Here is an 18,807-nt window from a genome sequence, read left to right as displayed (position 1 = left end):
TCATGAACATTTTTTGTATAAAAAAGAGGCACCATAAATGGTACCTCTCATACGGCTTACTATAGAATTGGAGAAAGCAATCTTGATATAGATTCTTTAAACCTTATCCACGTTGAGCGATCGTAATATCCTTCCGCTGTCAATTCATCACTTTTACTCATATCTTCTAAGAACGTTTTTTCTAGCTGCTTGGCGATATGTTCATTATAAATAAAGGCGTTCACTTCAAAATTCAGCTTAAAGCTTCTTACGTCGATATTCGCTGTCCCTACGGATGATATTTCACCATCTACCGAAATGGTCTTTGCATGGATAAATCCGTTTTGGTAAATGTAGATCCTTGCTCCTGCTTTTAAGAGCTCACCAACATATGAATACGTTGCCCAGTAAACAAACATATGATCAGGCTTATTGGGTATCATGAGTCTGACATCAACTCCACTTAGAGCCGCAATCCGAAGCGCATCGAGCAAACTTGCATCAGGAATAAAATACGGTGTCTGAATGTAAACCGTTCTTTTGGCTGAGGAGATTAATTTGATATAGCCGTTTTTGATCTGCTCCCATTCTGAGTCTGGACCACAGCTTACGATCTGTACGCCAGCGTCTCCAATCGTCGGTAAAACAGGAAAGTAATTTGCTTCGTATCCCACTTTATTACGCGCTGCATGGTTCCAATCAAGAAGGAACCTCGTCTGCATGGCATGAGTTGCACTTCCTTCCATTCGAAGATGCGTGTCTCTCCAATAGCCAAACTTCTTGTTAAGGCCAAGGTATTCATCACCAACGTTAAACCCACCTACATAGCCGATACGGCCATCTATAATAACAAGTTTTCTATGATTGCGATAGTTCAAACGTGGGTTTACATATGGTATTCGTGAAGGGAAGAACACTTCGACTTCTCCGCCAGCCTCAATCAGCTCTCGGAAAAAACGTTTCCTTGTTCTTCTTGAGCCCATCTCATCGTAAAGAACCCTGACTTTAACACCTTCTCGTGCTTTTTCGGTTAGCTTTTGAGCAATTTTTCTTCCAAGATTATCTTTGCGAAAGATATAATACTGAAAATGGATATGATCTTTCGCATTCTCAATATCATGTAAGACAGCTTCAAACTTTTCTTCACCATCCGTAAACACTTTTATATCGTTATCTTGCGTAAGCACAGCATCATCGTTAACAAGGTGCATGTAGATAATGTCCTTGTGCCTCGCAATTTCTTCGTGGCGAAAAGGGTAGATGCCTTCTTTAATCTCACTGACCTGTTCTTGGATAAGGTCTTCGATGCCTACTTTTTTAATGTTCTCCCAATCAAAGAGCCTCCGTCTACTTAAGTTTTGTCCAAAAATTAAGTACATGATAAAGCCTAGGAGAGGGATAAAAAGTAATACCATCAACCAGGCCCATGTTGCACCAGCATCTTTTCGCTCAAGAAAAATAACGACGGCTGCTAACACTAAGTTAAGAACAAACAGAATTCCAAGTAAAATAGATATGATATTCATAACGGTATCTCCTTTGAACAACCACTTAACGAAAGGCGGTTGGAAACATCATCTTACAGTTTACATGAATTACCTGTTTATTTTAAGACATATTTAATCCACTTTTATAAATAAACCGGAACCATCCAGCTTAGATAACGCAGATGACGTCTCAAAAAAACCAGCCAAACCTCAGCTGGTCGATCGACACTATTGAGTTGGAGCTTTAATTCACTTCGTACCCTCTCTTTTTGATGGTAGAAGTGAGCTCATTTACGCTTACTTCCTTTTCATCATATGCTACGACGCCTTTCCCTTCATCAAGGTAAACTTCAACAGCAACCACGCCGGTTAAGTCGAGTAATGCACTTCGAATAGAAGACTTACATTGATGACTGGTCATTCCCTTAATGACAAATGTCGTTTCCTTCACCCTCTTCACACCTCTCTTATTTAAACGATACTCCCTTTTCATTAAAGTATACCCATACGTTTGTTAATAAGACAGTCGAGCGACATTACCGCAGCAATTGTTTAATCGTGAATGGAAGCGTATCTAATAGTGTTTCGAATGAGTATGTTAATTCTAACCTTTCAGTCCATTTGTGTGCATCTTTTCCTTTAGGTCCAAGGTTCATGACAGGCACTTTTAATTGCTCGAGTGCTTCCAATGGAAGGTTATATGATTGTCCAAACAACGGCATGTTATCACTCAATGGTTTAATTGTTTCTTTTGTCCTTTCAAGGCCAACGAAGCTAAGATCAGATAGTCCCGGGAAATAGTTCTGATGCTTCAATACAACATTGTGCTTGTTCGCGCTATATGAGATGACCTCTTTGATCGTTTCTTGGATAAACGTATCATTACGCGAAGAGACTGCAGGATAGAAAGGCGGATTGTAAAATAGGATGATCATCGGCCCATCCTCCTTGCATAGAGAAGCGAGGTCAAACACCATTCTCGTTGATAAATCTCGGTCACCTAGATCTTTATAGTTCGCCATGATATAGTCCTGTCGCCTTTTAATTTCAGGCTCTCCGAAAAGTTCTACTGCTCTATTAAGCAATTGATGGTAGGAGAGGACGCGTACGTGGAATGGTTCAGGTCGAAAGGACTGAAGCTTTGAGAACGAACGAGCTCGATCTAGATAGTGGGTCTCGATTCGCTTAGCTGCTTTTTCCGCAGACTTAAATAATTTATCGGTTATCTCCTGAATACTGCTCTCCATTCCAAGCACATTAAAAAGCGTGACACCTACATGGGGAATCTGTACAGAATACTCTTCCTTCAAATCTTTTTGCATCAAATTTGTAGGAGGCGGCGTGATTTCCCCTTCAACAATTTCACAAAAATCCTGATTTAGCTCGAGCTCCCTTGTAACTTCTGCAGCCATATAATTTGCATTCAATCCAGAAAATGGTTCACCTACATGCGTTTCTTGCCCAAAACAGAAGAATCCCGGAAGCAATTTTCCGATCGATCCTGAGTAGACATACATATTCTGGTCGCCCGGATATTTAGTGAACACCGGCTCTGAGTTTAAGCAGGCTGTATACTTCAAATCATATTGTTCTGCAAGTTCGACAAGAATAGGAACAGCTTCAATCATGCCAATCGAATTCGCTTCTTCATCTGGTACAGTCAAGAGTAGAATATTGCCATCGAATTCTCCAAGGCTGGCTTTTTCTAACATGCTCATTTGTAGAGCTAAACCAGATTTCATATCCATGACTCCACGTCCAAACAACCATTCTCCATGATTGAGGTCTTGTTGGACATCAAGTGGCAGCTTATCGCTATTTTTATAAAATTCTTCAGTTAGATCATACGGGCTGAACGCAAGGTTCTTCCACTGTCCATAATCTTCAACGTCGACAACATCAAAGTGGCTGATTAAGATAACAGTTTTCCTCGATGTTCCATTCTTAACCAGACCAGTTACAAAAAAACGGCCATCACTTGTTGGGTGAAGAGCAAGCTGCTCGGGATTTTTCTTAAAGTAAGGGAGGTCTTGCAGCTGTAGATGGATATATTCGGCAAGTGCTATTTCAGGATAAGATCCTGTGACGCTTTGGTGATCAACTAGTCTTGTTAACAAGTAAAGTAGCGTCTCTTTTGTTTGCCATTTTCCCATGAGAATGCCCTCCTTCATCTCTCTATCGTTTTGCAAATGAAACCCGTTTTTGGTAGGTTATATGAGAATCGAAAGACTTTTTAAAACATTTAAACTGTATATAATATTTTATACATACTGCTCTCGAAAAGACCAGCAAGAATGGAGGAAAACATGACGATTATCTTTGCACACCGAGGCGCAAGTAAACAGTGTCCGGAGAATACGATGAGTGCATTTAAACGAGCTGTTGAGCTAGGTGCCGGAGGGATTGAACTTGACGTCCAGCTTTCTAGTGACCACGTGCCTGTCGTCATCCATGACAGGACGTTAAAGCGTACAGCTTCCGGTCGAAGCATCGTTACCGAAACATCGTTTTCAGACTTAAGAAAGCACGATGCTGGAAGCTGGTTTTCACCATCGTTCAAAGGAGAAGTAATCCCTTCACTCGAAGAAGTACTGATTTTCGCGAACGAGTTCCCTGACCTTTGGTTAAACATCGAGCTAAAGTATTATAGTGATACGAATACGGAGCTCGTAGAAAAAAGCGTACCACTCATTAAGAAACATCGTTCAGAAAAAAATACCGTCATATCAAGCTTTGCACACAACCGGCTCGTCGATGTTCATAAGCTATGGTCGAAAGTGGAAACGGCTCCGATCTATAAGGCAAGCTTAGAGGAACCGTGGGACTACGCAAAACAAATAAAAGCAAAAGCAATTCACCCTCAATTCCGTGCTGTTAATCGATCACTAACGAAAGCATCACAGGCTCATGGAATTAATGTAAGGCCCTATACCATTAACGATGAACGGCTCATCAAACAGTTCTTGGAATGGGAAGCGGATGGCATCATTACAGACGTTCCAGATGTTGCACTAAAAATTATGAAGAACGAGCATATCCCTCAAGAAAGACGCAAGTGGTGGAAGGTGCTCTGGCAATACATTATAAGGTAAGATCTCAGATTTATTAATTGATCCGTGCTATACTTCAACTATTGGAATGAAAAGGAGCGAAGATGAAATGACAGCAGCACTATTTACCCCTTATTCGATCAAAAACGTTACATTTGCTAACCGAATCGTTATGAGTCCTATGTGTATGTATTCCTGCGAAGCGCAGGATGGGAAGGCTACGGATTTTCATTATACGCATTATACATCACGAGCGATGGGGAAAGTAGGACTCATCTTCACTGAAGCCGCTGCAGTTACGAAGCAAGGGCGTATTTCACCTGAAGACTTAGGAATCTGGAGCGATGAGCATATCGAAGGTCTCAAGAAAATTGTTCACCTCTCACAAGAACATGGAGCAAAGGTAGGTATTCAGATTGCACATGCAGGACGAAAAGCGAGGGTCGATGGCCCCATTCTTGCTCCATCGGCAATTCCATTCGACGATGGCATGAAAACCCCTGAAGAAATGACCAAGCAGCAGATTAATGAAACGATCGATGCCTTCAGGGAAGGTGCTAGACGTGCGAAAGAAGCTGGCTTCGATGTCATTGAGCTACACGGCGCTCACGGTTATTTAATAAGTGAATTCCTATCCCCTCTTACGAATAACCGAAATGACGAATATGGCGGCTCACGTGAAAACCGTTATACGTTCCTACAGAGAACCATCGATTCAGTTAAAGAAGTGTGGGACGGCCCGTTGTTTGTTCGTATTTCTGCAGATGAGTATAACGAAGAAGGAAATAAGATCGACGACTTTATTTATTTTGCATCTGAAATGAAGAAGCAAGGCGTGGATCTCGTCGACTGTAGCACTGGTGGAATCGTGCCTGCAAAGATCAATCCGTATCCTGGATACCAAGTTACGCATTCTCAACAAATTCGTCATGGCGCTAAGATCGCTACTGGCGCAGTTGGATTGATCACTCACCCGCTTCAAGCTGAAGAAATCATTCAAAACGGACGAGCAGACCTCGTGTTTTTAGCGAGAGAGCTACTACGTGACCCATACTGGCCAAGAAAAGCTTCAGTTGAACTGAATGCCGAACTTAAACCACCTAAGCAATATGAACGCGGTTGGAATTAATTTCAGTAACGATATACAAAAGACCCTAAGAAGCAGTGATTTCACCTGCTTCTTAGGGTCTTTCACTAAAAGGAAACTTCTTCCACTCACTTGTTACGCTGTTTGATGGTTATCGAGCTATGGTCCATCACGATCTGAGTGTTCGGAAATATTTCTTTCGCTTCCTCTACCATTCGATCGAGATCTTCTTCTTGATACCGTGAACTAATGTGAGTAAGTGCGAGCTGACTAACTTCTGCATCGCGCGCAATTTTTGCTGCTTCTACAGTAGTAGAATGAAAATAATCGTAAGCAAGTGTTTCTTTCTCATTCGAGAACGTTGCTTCATGTACGAGTAAATCTGCTCTGCGCGCTAACGTAATCGTTTTTTGACTATACCGAGTATCTCCACATATGACGATACAACGACCACTTATAGGCGGCCCCGTAACCTCTTCTGGTGTTATCGTTTTTCCATCATGTTCGATCTGACCACCTGCTTTTAATATTCGATAAGATGGCCCTGGTTGAACGCCTAGCTTTTTAAGTTTCCTTACATCTAATCGTCCTGGTTTGTTGGATTCTTGAATTCTATACCCGAAACTAGTTATGCCGTGCTCTAGTAGAGCTACTTGGATTGTATAGTCGTCAATATGAATTTCAGTATCCTCATTAACCTCGATGACGGTAAGAGGGTAACGAAGGTATGTACCACTTACTTTTAAGGAAGCTTGTATAAATTCTTCTAGCCCTGCTGGTCCATAGATCGTTAGTTCGGATTCTCCGCTCTGGAAGGAGCGACTCCCAAGTAGACCTGGCAAGCCGAAAATGTGATCGCCATGTAAATGCGTAATAAAAATCTTTGTAATTTTACTCAACGTGATAGTTGAGGTCAATATTTGATGCTGTGTAGCCTCACCACAGTCGAAAAGCCATATTTCTCCGCTTTCAAGACGCAGAGCCGATGAGCTCACGTTTCGTTTCGTGGATGGTACGCCAGCACCGGTACCAAGAAATAGAAGCTCCACTTAACTCTCTCCTTTCGAACACCTTTTGTCGCAAATCGATGTTTTATCCTTTAAACTAGTTAGTATACTACAATCCTAGGAGTAAACTCATGCTTAGAAATAGAAAGGTTATTATTTCGATCATCATTGCTCATTTGCTGCTTTTCTCAAGTTTCTTCCTGCTTTCTGACTTGTTCTTTTGGCAAGCTTTCACTTTATCCTTATTCCTATTGATCTTGTACTCATATCGATCTGCATCATGGAAAAAGGTCACATATAATCACGTTCTCATCGGTGTTGGAAGTGGTGTCCTTCTCTACCTTATCTTTTATATAGGGAAGCAAATGATGCTCATGTTGTTCCCTGATATGATCGCAAGTTTGCAATCGTTGTATAACCTGATTTCACCAAAAGAAACGTGGCATTACGTAAGTCTTATTCTAATCATCATCCCTGGAGAAGAGTTATTTTGGCGAGGGTATGTACAAGGTAAAATGGATGAAATTCAAAGTACTTCTTCAATTCTATTGGCTACTGTACTGTATGCGAGTGCCCACATCTATGCAGGAACGTTTTTATTGATAGTCGCTGCTCTACTAGCAGGCTTTACTTGGGGATACCTCTATAATCGAACGAGAACGATGATTGTTCCGATTGTTTCACACCTCGTATTTGACTTGATGCTTCTTGTTTTCTTTCCTCTTCTTTGACCGTTTCATCTCATGCATGAGGTTCTTCAGGCAAGCTTTATAGTGAAGAACCTCTTCTTTTGTGACTGACTTGTTCGAATATCGTACTTTTTCATACACTTGAACGATATGCTTATGTTCATCAGCATATCCAGGTAATCGTTTGTACCATTCTAACAACGTCTCACTCTTTTCTCTTTGATATCCATATTTCATTGCTTTTAATTCTAACTGATACGTTAATCTCCTAACCTCATTCTCTGGAGGCTTCCTTTTTATTCGAGTGCTCCTTTTGAGTTCATTAGTGGACCGCTCTATAAACGTAGAAGTAACTGATGGAGTGAAGTGTGATAGGACCACCTTTTTTCTAGCTATCCAAATGATTAAAATGGCGATGATCACTGCTATTACCACATAAAGAAACGGCTCATAATCAAAAGGTGACGTTTTACTAAGCTGTTCAATCTCATTATCTTTTAGTGGTTCTCCATTCGCTGCCTTTTGAAAAGAAGCTAAATCTTCTTCGCTAGAGTTAAACGTAATCAATAATGTCAGCCAGTATATTGGTAGGCCTAAAATATAGCTTATTGCACCAAAAACTGTCGAAATAACACTCAATATGAAAGGTCTTAATGTAATGGAAATGACAGCACCGATAGCAACTAATACAAACAAGACTGTTATCGTGTTATAAGACCAAAACGAACTCCTTCTCGTCTCACCTTCATTTCTCAACTGATAACTTAATCTATTTCCTAATAAGAAAAGAAGTTGAACAAACGGTATGATGAAAACGAAATGCTTAAACTCACTAACAGGAGCGATCATATAGTAGATCATCGTTCCTATGAAGCATAAAAACATTGAGAAAATGCTCATAGTACGTTCATCATCTTTTAAACTTAAATAAATCGCAAAACTTACACCGATCGTTAATAGAAGCGCTTTCCATAGTTGCAAACCAGTTATCCATCCATCAAGTAAAAGGAGCGTCGCACCTAGAATGAGTTTCACTCCAGACAATTGGTACACTTTCTTTTGTGTAGACCAAAAGACGAGGAGCAATCCTCCAATCAAAGTCATCGTAATGAATGGAAGGAGAGGTGGATACGAAACGTCAAACAAATAAACGAACATGGTAAAAAGATAAACGAGCATGATTAGTGATAAATAATGGAACAATCTCACTGTAGAGAATGGTTTTCTCAATGGACTCGCCCCTTTGCTAGCTTTCTAAGAAATGCACCATGTTCTGAGCTTTCCACTTCAAAACACCTGCTTCCTTTCTTATCGAGCTCCTTATAAAAAGAAGACTCAGCTTTACTTAATCCGTTTTCACCCACTTTAATGATTACTGAATCTTTACTATATAAGTTCCTCTTAAGCATGGCTACCATACGAACTTGCGATATAATCGGCATGCCTCTATCGATTCGAGAAAGGAATTCCAATGCCTTATTAAGGTGGACGCTTCCTTCTCCAGAATGGAGCATCATATAAGGAGATGAGCCTCCGGGATCTAAATTAATATGAATTTCAAAAGCGTAGCCCAATTTTGTTGCTTTCACACATAGATATGCTAACTGACTTATGTACTTTTCGAGGTGTTGGGTCACTTGTGCAGGGATACTATACCGTTTTACTGACACATCTAAAATAAACACCCATTTCATTTCGATCGAACGCTCAAAAATTTTCGTTTTCAATTCTGACGTCTTAGCTGACGCTTTCCAATGAATACGGTTGAAAGAGTCCGAACTAACATACTCTCTTGCTCCAGAGGGAGCTGCTAGATTTTCATATAATGAGTAATCAGCTGGTGTCGTACCGACTGTCAAAATCGAAAATTGTTCTCCACCCTTCACTTCTCCTAATTTTGGGTAAATGAGAATTTCGCTTGCAATGAAATCGTTGAACTTGCACCTCGTTGAACCAAAACCAAACAAATCTTCCACAACAAGTTCTACACGTCTCACTTTCGTCGTTCCTCTCTGTTTTGCATGGATAGGGATAGAAAGTGTTTTGGTTGTTCCTGGCGGGAGTGAAAGTGGAATACTATAAGTAATGAACGTAGCAGAATCTTCGTTTGTCTTTAATTCGGCTACTACGATGGAATCTAAAGAAAATCTAAGTTTACCATTCCAAATAGGGAGCTTCCCAGTGTTCGCTATTTGAAAGGTTAACTCCGTTTTCTCCTCCTGAAAAAGTTTAATTGTAGTTTGTTCGTTCTTCACATTTACAGAAGTTGTAACCTTTTTTAAATACCAATTAGTAAACATATTAAGAAAGATGAATGAAATAGCTATCAATAGAAGTGGCGTGTTTTGCGAGTATAGGCCAACAAAGAGAACAATCCAACTTAGAGCTGAAGGAATTTGCAGAGAATTAGATACCGACACGTGATTACCATCCATCATCAAACATTCATTCCACTGGAACTCACTTCAACTGGAACATCGACTTCTTTTAATACCGCTTCTAAAGCCTGCATCTTTGTCATCCTCATTGAACTTTCTAGCGATAATACGAGGCGGTGACTTAACACAAAAGGTGCCACGAATTGAATATCTTCTGGGATAACAAAACGCCTTCCCTGGATAAATGCTTTTCCTTTTGCGGCTTTCATAAATGCAATCGTTGCCCTAGGACTTATCCCTACCTCAATCATTTCAGACGTGCGGGTTGCTTGAACGATTGATAATAAATAATTCTCTAAAACATCTTCTAGATGCACATCATTTACCTGTTGCTGCAATCCAATCATTTCTTCAGTGGTAAAAACAGCACAAAGATCGTCGATTGGAATACCGTTCTTCATCATAGTAAGCATTTTTTTCTCTTGATCAAAGGTTGGGTATCCGCTCTTCATCTGCATAAAAAAACGATCGAGCTGTGCTTCTGGCAAAGGAAACGTGCCTTGAGATTCAAGCTGGTTTTGGGTTGCGATCACGATGAAAGGCTGTGGAAGTTTTAATGTTCTTCCTTCTATCGTAACTTGTTTTTCTTCCATCACTTCAAGTAAGCTTGATTGAGTACGTGGGGTCGCACGGTTGATTTCATCTGCTAATAACACGTTCGTCATAACTGGACCTGGACGCATTTCAAACTCTTGATTTTTAGGGTTAAAAAACTCGATGCCTGTAACATCACTCGGTAGAACGTCAGGAGTAAATTGAATTCTTCTAAAGCTGCCTCCGAGCAGCGTTGCAACCGATTTTGCTAAGAGCGTTTTCCCTGTACCTGGTACATCTTCTAGAAGGATATTACCGTTATTCAATAGCGAAATCATCACTAGCTCAACTAATTCTTCTTTCCCTACAAGCACTTTTTTTATCTCATTTTGTACTTGCTCCATCTTTAGTGAAATCGACATTAAGTATGCTCCTTCATGATTATTTCTTATTCTTATATTTCCAAAGAAAATCTCGATCTAGACTTGTTCCTCTTCTTTTTTCATCACGTAGTTTGTGACTTCCGTCTTTCTGAAGCTGATTTCCCTTTAGCAATGAACTCTCACCGAATTTCTTTCGTATCGAACCGATCGTGTCATATAGGTCAGCACGTTTAGAGTCTTCCTCAAAGGAAAATAAATCAAGCTGTACTGTGGCTTCATCACGGTCGACAAGCTGTTGACCAGTTATCCCTAGCAAGCGGATCGGTTGACCAGACCAGTTCTTTGAAAAAAGGTATTTTGCTGCCTCTAAGATGTCTGCTGATTTCGAGATTGGGTTTTGTAATTTCCTGCTTCTCGTAATCGTTGTCCTGTCACTATAGCGAATGGTTAACTGCACATTGAAACTTAAAACACCTTTTTGCTCCATCCGTTTTGCGACTGAGTCAGAAAGGTTCGTGAGCGCAGTAAACACCCTTTGGCGATCCACTAAGTCTTCTGGGAAAGTAGAAGAATTGCCTACGCTTTTAAAATCGTCGATCGCATCGGGGTCTACTGGTCGATCGTCGATACCATTTGCGCGCTCGTGCAACCTTTTCCCATTAATCCCGAGCTTGATTTCGAGTTGCACCGGGTTTGCTTTCGCGAGCTCCCCTATCGTCGTGATGTTTAATTCTTTAAGTTTCTCTTTGGTTTTCTTACCAACTCCATGCATTTCTCCAACATCAAGCGGCCAAAGGATTTCGTCGATCTGTCTTTTACGTAATATAGTGATACCAAGCGGCTTTTTCATATCGGAAGCCATCTTTGCTAAGAATTTATTAGGTGCAATGCCGATGCTGCATGGAATGCCAATTTCTTTAAAAATCCGTCTTTGAATCTCCTCTGCAATCGACACCGGATTGGTTCCCTTGCAGTCGTCTGTGATATCTAGATACCCTTCATCGATCGAGACGGGTTGAACAAGTGGCGTATACGATTCTAGAAGCTCGAAAATTTGCAGGGAAGTTTGCCGATATAGCGGAAAGTTTGGTGGCATTACTAAAAGCTCTGGGCAGTGCTTCCTCGCCTCCCATAGTGGCATTGTCGTCTTGACCCCCATTTTTCGAGCTTCATAGCTACTCGTTACAACGATTCCCTTTCTTTCTTCAACATTACCCGCGATAGCAAGCGGCTTTCCTCGAAGGTCTGGGTTATGAGCCGCTTCAACAGAAGCATAGAAACTGTTCATATCGACATGAAAAATTATTCTCCCACCGCTTTTATTGAATTGATTCATTAACACCAGCCTCCTTCCTCTTTAGGATGATCTGAAAACCATAAGCTATAACGAGCGATAAACCTCTGCAAAAAAAAGACAGGAAAAGTTCCCGTCTTACAAATCACGCTCTTTCTGCTTTTCGATCCAATTGACGAACTCACTACCATGAAAGTGTTTGTTAAATTCAAGCTGAAATTGATAAAGATCATCTAGAAATGCTGCATGTTCAGCAGAACGTCTACGATATTCATCTATGTATTCTCCAACAGAATACGAGTATTTCGTACTTGCGTCAATCTTCGTTAGACCTGATTCTGTTAATTTAACATAAGAGATTCTTCGATCGCTAGCTTTCTTTTCTATTGCGACGAACCCTTTATTTTTTAAGCGTTTTAAAACTTGCATCACAGTAGAAACGTCCCAAAGCCCTACTTCAGATATTCTCGTTATCGTTACCTCTGTTTCGGTGAATACGATCCACATCACATGCTGTTCTGCCTGTGTAAGACCAATTTCTCTTGCGTTTTTTTGCCATTCATTTTCGAGTACTTTGTATGTTCCTCTCATGTAGTTTAATAGTTTGTGAGTTCGAATAGAGTCCATGATTAACACCACTTCCAATATATTGTTAAATTATCACGAATATAGTTTAACATATTTTAACTTTACATTTTCCAATTTAATAGTAAAAAGGCTGCCTAGACTAGCTAGACAACCTTAAACCGTAACTAAATTGTGAAGAATTTACCCTTTTGCAACTTCTTTAATGATCGCAACAACTGCTTCAGAGACTTTTATCAATTCTTTCACAGGCATACGCTCATTTGTCGTGTGAATCTCTTCATAGCCTACGGCAAGATTAACTGTAGGTATACCATGACCCGCAATGATATTCGCGTCACTTCCACCACCGCTCGTTAATAGTTCAGGCGAGCGACCAATCTCGTTCATCGCTCTCTTCGCAACTTCAACTACATGGTCTCCCTCACCAAATTTAAAGCCTGGGTACATGACTTGAATATCAAGGTCCACCGATCCACCCATTTCTTCTGCAGTTGTTTCGAAAGCTTTTTTCATTTTCTCCACTTGAGCTTCCATTTTTTCTGGCACGAGTGAACGGGCTTCCGCTAACACTTCAACGTAGTCACATACGATGTTTGTTTGGGAGCCACCTTCAAAACGACCAATATTTGCAGTGGTTTCATCATCAAGTCGACCAAGTGGCATTTTGGCAACAGACTTAGAAGCAATCGTAATTGCAGAAACACCTTTTTCTGGCGCAACACCAGCGTGCGCAGTCTTACCGTGAATTTTTGCTAGGATCTTTGCTTGAGTTGGAGCAGCTGTAATGATTTTACCAACTTCTCCGTCACTGTCTAACGCATAGCCAAATTTTGCAATAAGCTTTTCGGGATCAAGTACTTTTGCACCTTGCAGTCCAGATTCTTCTCCTACAGTGATGATGAATTGGATTGTCCCGTGCTGGATGTTTTGCTCTTTTAAAACACGGATTGCTTCAAACATAGCTGCTAAGCCCGTCTTATCATCCGCTCCTAGGATCGTCGTTCCATCCGTACGAACATATCCATCTTCTACAGTTGGTTTAACTCCTTGTCCTGGAACAACAGTATCCATATGAGAAGTGAAGTATATACTATCGGCTTCCACGTTACCCTTCAGTGTACAAATAAGGTTACCCGCTTCGTGTTCTGTTTTTTCAGCAGCATCATCTTCTTCTACTTCGACACCTAGAGAAGTGAATTTTTCTTTTAAAATGGCTGCGATGCGCTTTTCTTTTTTTGTTTCTGAATCAATTTGTACAAGTTCTAAAAACTCATCGAGTAAACGTTGCTCATTAATCATGGTGTATGCCTCCTATATCACTTGATTATAATGGAATATTTCCATGTTTCTTCTTAGGACGCTCGTCTTTTTTATTCCGCATTAATTCCAATGCTTCAAGAAGTTTGATTCGAGTTTCTCTAGGGTCGATCACGTCGTCTACCATGCCACGAGAAGCAGCTATGTACGGGTTTGCAAACTTTTCGCGATACTCTTGAATCTTTGCAGCTCTCGTTTCTTCTGGGTTATCACTTTCATTGATTTCCCTTGAGAAGATGACGTTCGCCGCTCCCTCAGGACCCATGACTGCAATTTCTGCATTTGGCCAAGCGTAAACTAAGTCTGCACCTATCGATTTAGAATTCAATGCTACATACGCTCCACCATATGCTTTTCTAAGAATCACAGTGATTTTCGGAACCGTTGCTTCTGAATAAGAATAAAGAATCTTCGCTCCGTGGCGAATAATCCCGCCGTGCTCCTGTTTGATTCCTGGGAAAAAGCCCGTTACGTCCTCAAATGTAATGAGAGGAATATTGAAAGAATCACAAAAGCGTATGAAGCGTGATAATTTATCTGAAGAATCAATGTCGAGACCGCCAGCCATCACTTTAGGCTGGTTACAAATCATACCGACTGTTTCACCTTTCAGTCTTGCGAATCCAATTACGATATTCTTAGCGAAATGCTGTTGAACCTCAAAAAATGAACCAGGATCAACAACCTCTTCGATAACAGTACGAACATCATAAGGCCGCGTTGAGTCAAAAGGCACGATATCTGCTAAATCTGCACAGAAATCCTCTCGTTCTGACTCCACCTTAACAGGCGCCTTTTCTTCATTATTTAAAGGAAGGTAGCTGATTAAACGACGCACATCTGAAAGAACTTCTTCTTCGGTTTTACCCGTGAAGTGAGCATTACCACTTTTAGATCTGTGGACTTTTGCACCACCTAAATCTTCCGCGCTTATCTTCTCTCTCGTCACTGTTTCGATTACCTTAGGCCCAGTAATAAACATTTGGCTCGTATCCTCAACCATAAATACGAAATCTGTTATAGCAGGAGAATAGACTGCACCACCTGCACAAGGACCCATGATTACTGAAATCTGTGGGATAACACCGGAATAGATTGAATTACGGTAAAAGATCTGTCCATACCCGTCTAATGATACCACACCCTCTTGAATCCTCGCACCACCTGAGTCGTTTAAGCCGATAATGGGGGCTCCGTTTCTTGCCGCTAAATCCATTACGTTCGCTATTTTCATGGCATGCATTTCTCCGAGAGCGCCACCGAATACTGTAAAGTCCTGCGCAAATACATAGATCGGGCGACCGTCAACTTTTCCGTAGCCTGTCACAACTCCTTCACCAGGAGCCTTTTGATCAGACATACCAAAGTCCAACGAACGGTGTTCAATGAACGAATTAAGTTCTACGAAAGAACCTTTGTCAACGAGTAGTTCGATTCGTTCTCTAGCCGTTAATTTTCCTTTATCATGTTGCTTCCTTATTCGTTCATCTCCGCCACCCATCTCTACTTCTCTTCGACGATCGTACAGTTCATTAATTTTATCGTACATATCCATTATTCCGCCTCCTTTGTATCCTTCTCACATAGTTCGTATAATACTCCCCCAGCTGACTTAGGATGCAAAAAGGCAATATTTGCGCCCCCTGCGCCTTTAACAGGCTTATCGTGAATAAGCTTGATTCCCCGCTCTGAAAGTTCTTGAAGTCGATCCTCAATGTTGTCAGAAGAAAGTGCGATATGGTGTATGCCTTCACCTCGCTTCTCAATAAAGGAAGTGATAGGACTTTCATCATTTAACGGTTCTAGAAGCTCGATCTTAGATTCACCAATCTTCAAAAAAGCAATCTTAACTTTTTCAGACGGCACTTCCTCAATGGCTTCAAGCTGAAGATGAAGTGAATCAACGTAAAACGGCAGCGCTTGTTCAAGGGAAGAAACTGCGATACCTATGTGATCGATTTTCTTAGGAGGTGTATAGACCTCTTCACTTAGACCATCTCGTTCCCTAACTGCTTTCTCAATAAAAATAGCCGTTTCTTTTGTAGGAGTTCCTGGGGTAAACACTTTTTGAACTCCTTTTGATTCGAGGAAAGGAATATCTTCCCACGGAATCACCCCTCCTCCGACTACGATTATATCTTCAGCCTCACGATCTTTAAGCATCGATACAATTTCAGGAAACAACTCATTATGAGCTCCTGATAAACAAGAAAGTCCGATCGCATCTACGTCTTCTTGGATGGCAGCAGCTACGATTTGTTGAGGTGTTTGTCTTAGCCCTGTATAGATGACCTCCATCCCATAATCCCGAAGAGCTTGAGCTACCACGAGTGCTCCTCTGTCATGACCGTCAAGTCCTGGTTTTGCAATCAATACACGTATTTTTTTCATAGCATCCCACTCCCCAGTTAAACTCCTGTATATTCTCCAAATTCTTCTCTAAGTACGCCACAAATTTCTCCCACTGTGCAGTAATCTTTCACACACTCTAAAATAAGCGGCATTAAATTGGCATCACCTTTCGCGCCTTCTTTTAATTCTGCTAACCGAGCGCTCACTCGACTAGAATCTCTACGACTTCTAAGTTCTGTTAGTTTTTCGATTTGTTTTCGTTGAAGCTCTGGATCGATACGGTGTAATTCAGGCTTCGGTTCATCTTCTAATGTATATTTGTTCATGCCTACAACGATTTCTTCCCCAGATTCAATCTTCTTCTGCGTTTCATACGCTGCCTGATGTATTTCACGCTGCATATAGCCCTGTTCAACTGCGGACACTGCACCACCCATGTCATCGATCTTCTCGATATAATTGAATACATATTCTTCTAGCTCATCTGTTAACTTCTCAATATAATAAGAGCCGCCTAATGGGTCAACTGTGTCGGTCACGCCACTCTCATTTGCAATAATCTGCTGAGTACGAAGCGCAATACGAGCAGAGTCCTCAGTAGGAAGAGCAAGTGCTTCGTCCTTGGCATTTGTATGAAGGCTCTGCGTCCCACCTAGAACGGCAGCTAAAGCCTGAATCGTAACCCTTACTATATTGTTATCAGGCTGCTGTGCGGTCAGCGTTGAACCAGCAACTTGTGTATGGAAGCGCAGCTGCAAGCTCTTAGCCTTCTTAGCCCCATAGCGTTCCTTCATGATTTTTGACCAAATTCTTCGTGCTGCTCTGAACTTTGCAACCTCTTCTAAAAATTGATTATGCCCGTTGAAAAAGAACGCAAGGCGAGGAGCAAAATCATCAACTGCTAGCCCAGCTTCAATCGCAGCATCTACATAAGCGATACCGTTCGCAATCGTAAACGCAAGCTCCTGAGAAGCTGTAGAACCCGCTTCACGAATATGGTAGCCAGAAATACTGATCGTGTTCCAACGCGGCACATGTTCTGCACAATATGCGAATATATCCGTGATTAACCTCATCGATGGTTTAGGTGGAAAGATGTAAGTTCCTCTTGCAATATACTCCTTCAATATATCGTTCTGTATCGTACCTGAAATTTCGCTTTGAGAAACACCCTGCTTTTCAGCTACAGCAATATACATAGCAAGTAATACAGCAGCAGGGGCATTGATGGTCATAGAAGTACTAACTTTGTCTAACGGTATATCTTTTAAAAGCGCTTCCATGTCATCGAGTGAATCGATCGCTACTCCTACTTTCCCTACTTCACCTTTTGCCATCATATCATCAGAGTCATAACCGATTTGCGTTGGTAGATCGAACGCTACTGATAAGCCGGTTTGACCTTGATCTAGTAGATACCTAAAACGGGAATTCGTTTCTTCAGCAGATCCAAATCCTGCGTACTGCCTCATCGTCCACGTTCGCCCTCTGTACATCGTCGGTTGAATACCACGTGTATAAGGGTACTGACCTGGAAAACCAAGTTTCTTCATATATGTTTCATCTAGCACATTTGGGTGAGCAAGACGATCTATTTCGATTCCTGAACTCGTAACAAACTCTTCCTTCTTCTCAGGAAATTTGTTTAATAACTTCTCAGTTAACGCTTTCCATTCTTCGAATTGCTTTTGAAAATCCTTCTGATCTGTTGTCATCCCCATTCCTCCCTGTCTAGTCGCATTATGCCGAAATAAGATGTCTAACTTATATACTATTCTTCATAAAGAAAGCGTTTTCCTTCCTGGATACAAAAAAATTGTAGAATCAGCTCAGAAGTTGTTCGTTTATTAAGCTTGTACCTCCATACAAATACATGTAAAATAACGATAGAATGTTCAATTGAGGGAGGGACTTTCATGCCCCGAAAAACAACGAAGGTCGTTGTATACATCATGATCATCTCGATGCTACTAAGCTTATTTGCTGGAGCTACAGCGATGTTATTTTAAAAAATATAAAAACAGAAGGTGCTGTCTTAGTGTAAGACAGCACCTTCTGTTTTTTGTTTCGAAAGAGCACCAACTTTTATTGCTAACGTTTCAAAGGATTCAGGGCTCGTTGTGATCAAAACTTTCGTTCCGATCGGTACCTCATCGAACAGCTTTTCAATCTCTTCATTATGAAGTCTCACGCAGCCTGCTGTTACATACTTACCGATCGATGAAGGTTTATTGGTGCCGTGTAATCCATATATTCTTCCATCTGTATCCTCCGCATCAAAACCGATCCATCTCGTTCCTAACGGGTTTTGTTTATCACCGCCGGCAATGTTTTTCTTTCGATAATAAGGATTTACAGCCTTTACAACGATCGTGAATGTGCCTTCTGGGGTCAACTCATTACTTTTACCGGTAGCTACAGGTAAAACTTTCTCGATTCTTCCTTGTTGAATGAAAGCGACTTGATTCGTCTTCTTGTTTACAATAATATATGGATCCCCAACTATGGTGTCACCAATCGGGAAGATGACCGACATCGTAAGCAACATTGTGAAAAAGAACGATCCCAAGAAAAACCCCCCTTTTTCTTCTTAGGATGCATC

The 18,807-nt window shown here is 41.1% G+C and carries 18 protein-coding genes; 4 read left to right on the top strand and 14 right to left on the bottom strand.

The window, feature by feature from the left end:
* Nucleotides 1-59 precede the first annotated feature (59 nt).
* The 3 genes from cls to ACXAEY_RS08045 form a co-directional block, all read right to left on the bottom strand.
* Entirely contained in the window at nucleotides 60-1,505 is a 1,446-nt protein-coding gene (cls, locus tag ACXAEY_RS08055) for a cardiolipin synthase (protein ID WP_474811235.1), read from the bottom strand.
* A gap of 205 nt (nucleotides 1,506-1,710) precedes the next feature.
* Nucleotides 1,711-1,917, bottom strand: a complete 207-nt coding sequence (locus ACXAEY_RS08050) for a heavy-metal-associated domain-containing protein (protein WP_270179190.1) — start codon at nucleotides 1,915-1,917, stop codon at nucleotides 1,711-1,713.
* Nucleotides 1,918-2,002: 85 nt separating this feature from the next.
* Nucleotides 2,003-3,619 carry a M20/M25/M40 family metallo-hydrolase gene (locus ACXAEY_RS08045; protein ID WP_474811232.1) on the bottom strand — a complete coding sequence of 539 codons (1,617 nt, stop codon included), beginning with the start codon at nucleotides 3,617-3,619 and terminating at the stop codon, nucleotides 2,003-2,005.
* 153 nt (nucleotides 3,620-3,772) lie between these two features.
* Here ACXAEY_RS08045 and ACXAEY_RS08040 point away from each other — a divergent pair, with 153 nt between their 5' ends.
* The gene (locus ACXAEY_RS08040) at nucleotides 3,773-4,558 is read left to right on the top strand and encodes a glycerophosphodiester phosphodiesterase (protein WP_474811230.1); all 786 of its coding nucleotides are present in this window, start codon (nucleotides 3,773-3,775) and stop codon (nucleotides 4,556-4,558) included.
* 67 nt (nucleotides 4,559-4,625) lie between these two features.
* A complete protein-coding gene (gene namA / locus ACXAEY_RS08035) occupies nucleotides 4,626-5,645 on the top strand; it encodes an NADPH dehydrogenase NamA (protein WP_474811228.1) in 1,020 nt (339 codons plus the stop codon).
* A gap of 86 nt (nucleotides 5,646-5,731) precedes the next feature.
* Here the strand turns inward: namA and rnz are convergent, their stop codons facing one another.
* A complete protein-coding gene (gene rnz / locus ACXAEY_RS08030; protein ID WP_270179194.1) occupies nucleotides 5,732-6,652 on the bottom strand; it encodes a ribonuclease Z in 921 nt (306 codons plus the stop codon).
* Between the two features lie 89 nt (nucleotides 6,653-6,741).
* On the opposite strand from rnz, the gene ACXAEY_RS08025 reads away from it, so the two are divergent.
* On the top strand, nucleotides 6,742-7,341 hold the full coding sequence (locus ACXAEY_RS08025; RefSeq protein WP_474811226.1) for a lysostaphin resistance A-like protein: 600 nt from the start codon (nucleotides 6,742-6,744) through the stop codon (nucleotides 7,339-7,341).
* Here ACXAEY_RS08025 and ACXAEY_RS08020 read toward each other — a convergent pair.
* The 9 genes from ACXAEY_RS08020 to ACXAEY_RS07980 all read right to left on the bottom strand — a co-directional run bounded on the left by ACXAEY_RS08020 (nucleotide 7,291) and on the right by ACXAEY_RS07980 (nucleotide 17,920).
* A complete protein-coding gene (locus ACXAEY_RS08020) occupies nucleotides 7,291-8,529 on the bottom strand; it encodes a hypothetical protein (RefSeq protein WP_474811224.1) in 1,239 nt (412 codons plus the stop codon). The two genes, ACXAEY_RS08025 and ACXAEY_RS08020, sit on opposite strands and share 51 nt — an antisense overlap.
* Nucleotides 8,526-9,719, bottom strand: coding sequence for a DUF58 domain-containing protein (locus ACXAEY_RS08015; RefSeq protein ID WP_474811222.1), 1,194 nt, complete (start codon nucleotides 9,717-9,719; stop codon nucleotides 8,526-8,528). The genes ACXAEY_RS08020 and ACXAEY_RS08015 overlap by 4 nt, the downstream gene beginning before the upstream one ends.
* Nucleotides 9,720-9,736: 17 nt before the next feature.
* On the bottom strand, nucleotides 9,737-10,693 hold the full coding sequence (locus ACXAEY_RS08010; protein WP_474811220.1) for an AAA family ATPase: 957 nt from the start codon (nucleotides 10,691-10,693) through the stop codon (nucleotides 9,737-9,739).
* Between the two features lie 19 nt (nucleotides 10,694-10,712).
* Complete coding sequence (locus ACXAEY_RS08005; RefSeq protein WP_474811218.1) at nucleotides 10,713-11,990, bottom strand: DNA polymerase IV; 1,278 nt, start codon at nucleotides 11,988-11,990, stop codon at nucleotides 10,713-10,715.
* Nucleotides 11,991-12,086: 96 nt separating this feature from the next.
* Nucleotides 12,087-12,575: a MarR family winged helix-turn-helix transcriptional regulator gene (locus tag ACXAEY_RS08000; RefSeq protein WP_474811216.1), complete on the bottom strand. Its 489-nt coding sequence runs from the start codon at nucleotides 12,573-12,575 to the stop codon at nucleotides 12,087-12,089.
* A gap of 141 nt (nucleotides 12,576-12,716) precedes the next feature.
* The gene (locus ACXAEY_RS07995; RefSeq protein ID WP_474811214.1) at nucleotides 12,717-13,835 is read right to left on the bottom strand and encodes a M20/M25/M40 family metallo-hydrolase; all 1,119 of its coding nucleotides are present in this window, start codon (nucleotides 13,833-13,835) and stop codon (nucleotides 12,717-12,719) included.
* A gap of 25 nt (nucleotides 13,836-13,860) precedes the next feature.
* Nucleotides 13,861-15,408 carry an acyl-CoA carboxylase subunit beta gene (locus ACXAEY_RS07990; protein ID WP_474811212.1) on the bottom strand — a complete coding sequence of 516 codons (1,548 nt, stop codon included), beginning with the start codon at nucleotides 15,406-15,408 and terminating at the stop codon, nucleotides 13,861-13,863.
* Nucleotides 15,408-16,244 (bottom strand): methylmalonyl-CoA epimerase, encoded by an 837-nt coding sequence (mce, locus tag ACXAEY_RS07985; RefSeq protein WP_474811210.1) that lies wholly within the window; start codon nucleotides 16,242-16,244, stop codon nucleotides 15,408-15,410. Before mce ends, ACXAEY_RS07990 begins: the two co-directional genes overlap by 1 nt.
* Nucleotides 16,245-16,261: 17 nt before the next feature.
* The gene (locus ACXAEY_RS07980) at nucleotides 16,262-17,920 is read right to left on the bottom strand and encodes an acyl-CoA mutase large subunit family protein (RefSeq protein ID WP_270179201.1); all 1,659 of its coding nucleotides are present in this window, start codon (nucleotides 17,918-17,920) and stop codon (nucleotides 16,262-16,264) included.
* A gap of 201 nt (nucleotides 17,921-18,121) precedes the next feature.
* Between ACXAEY_RS07980 and prli42 the strand changes: the two genes are divergently transcribed.
* Nucleotides 18,122-18,214, top strand: a complete 93-nt coding sequence (gene prli42, locus ACXAEY_RS07975; RefSeq protein ID WP_270179202.1) for a stressosome-associated protein Prli42 — start codon at nucleotides 18,122-18,124, stop codon at nucleotides 18,212-18,214.
* Nucleotides 18,215-18,240: 26 nt separating this feature from the next.
* On the opposite strand, the gene ACXAEY_RS07970 is transcribed toward prli42, so the two are convergent.
* A complete protein-coding gene (locus ACXAEY_RS07970; RefSeq protein WP_474814764.1) occupies nucleotides 18,241-18,753 on the bottom strand; it encodes a L,D-transpeptidase in 513 nt (170 codons plus the stop codon).
* Nucleotides 18,754-18,807 lie beyond the last annotated feature (54 nt).

It is taken from the genome of Anaerobacillus sp. ABA4_114 (assembly GCF_056159065.1).
The sequence above is the reverse complement of the archived record's forward strand: the minus strand, read 5'-3'. Positions and strand labels throughout refer to the sequence as shown.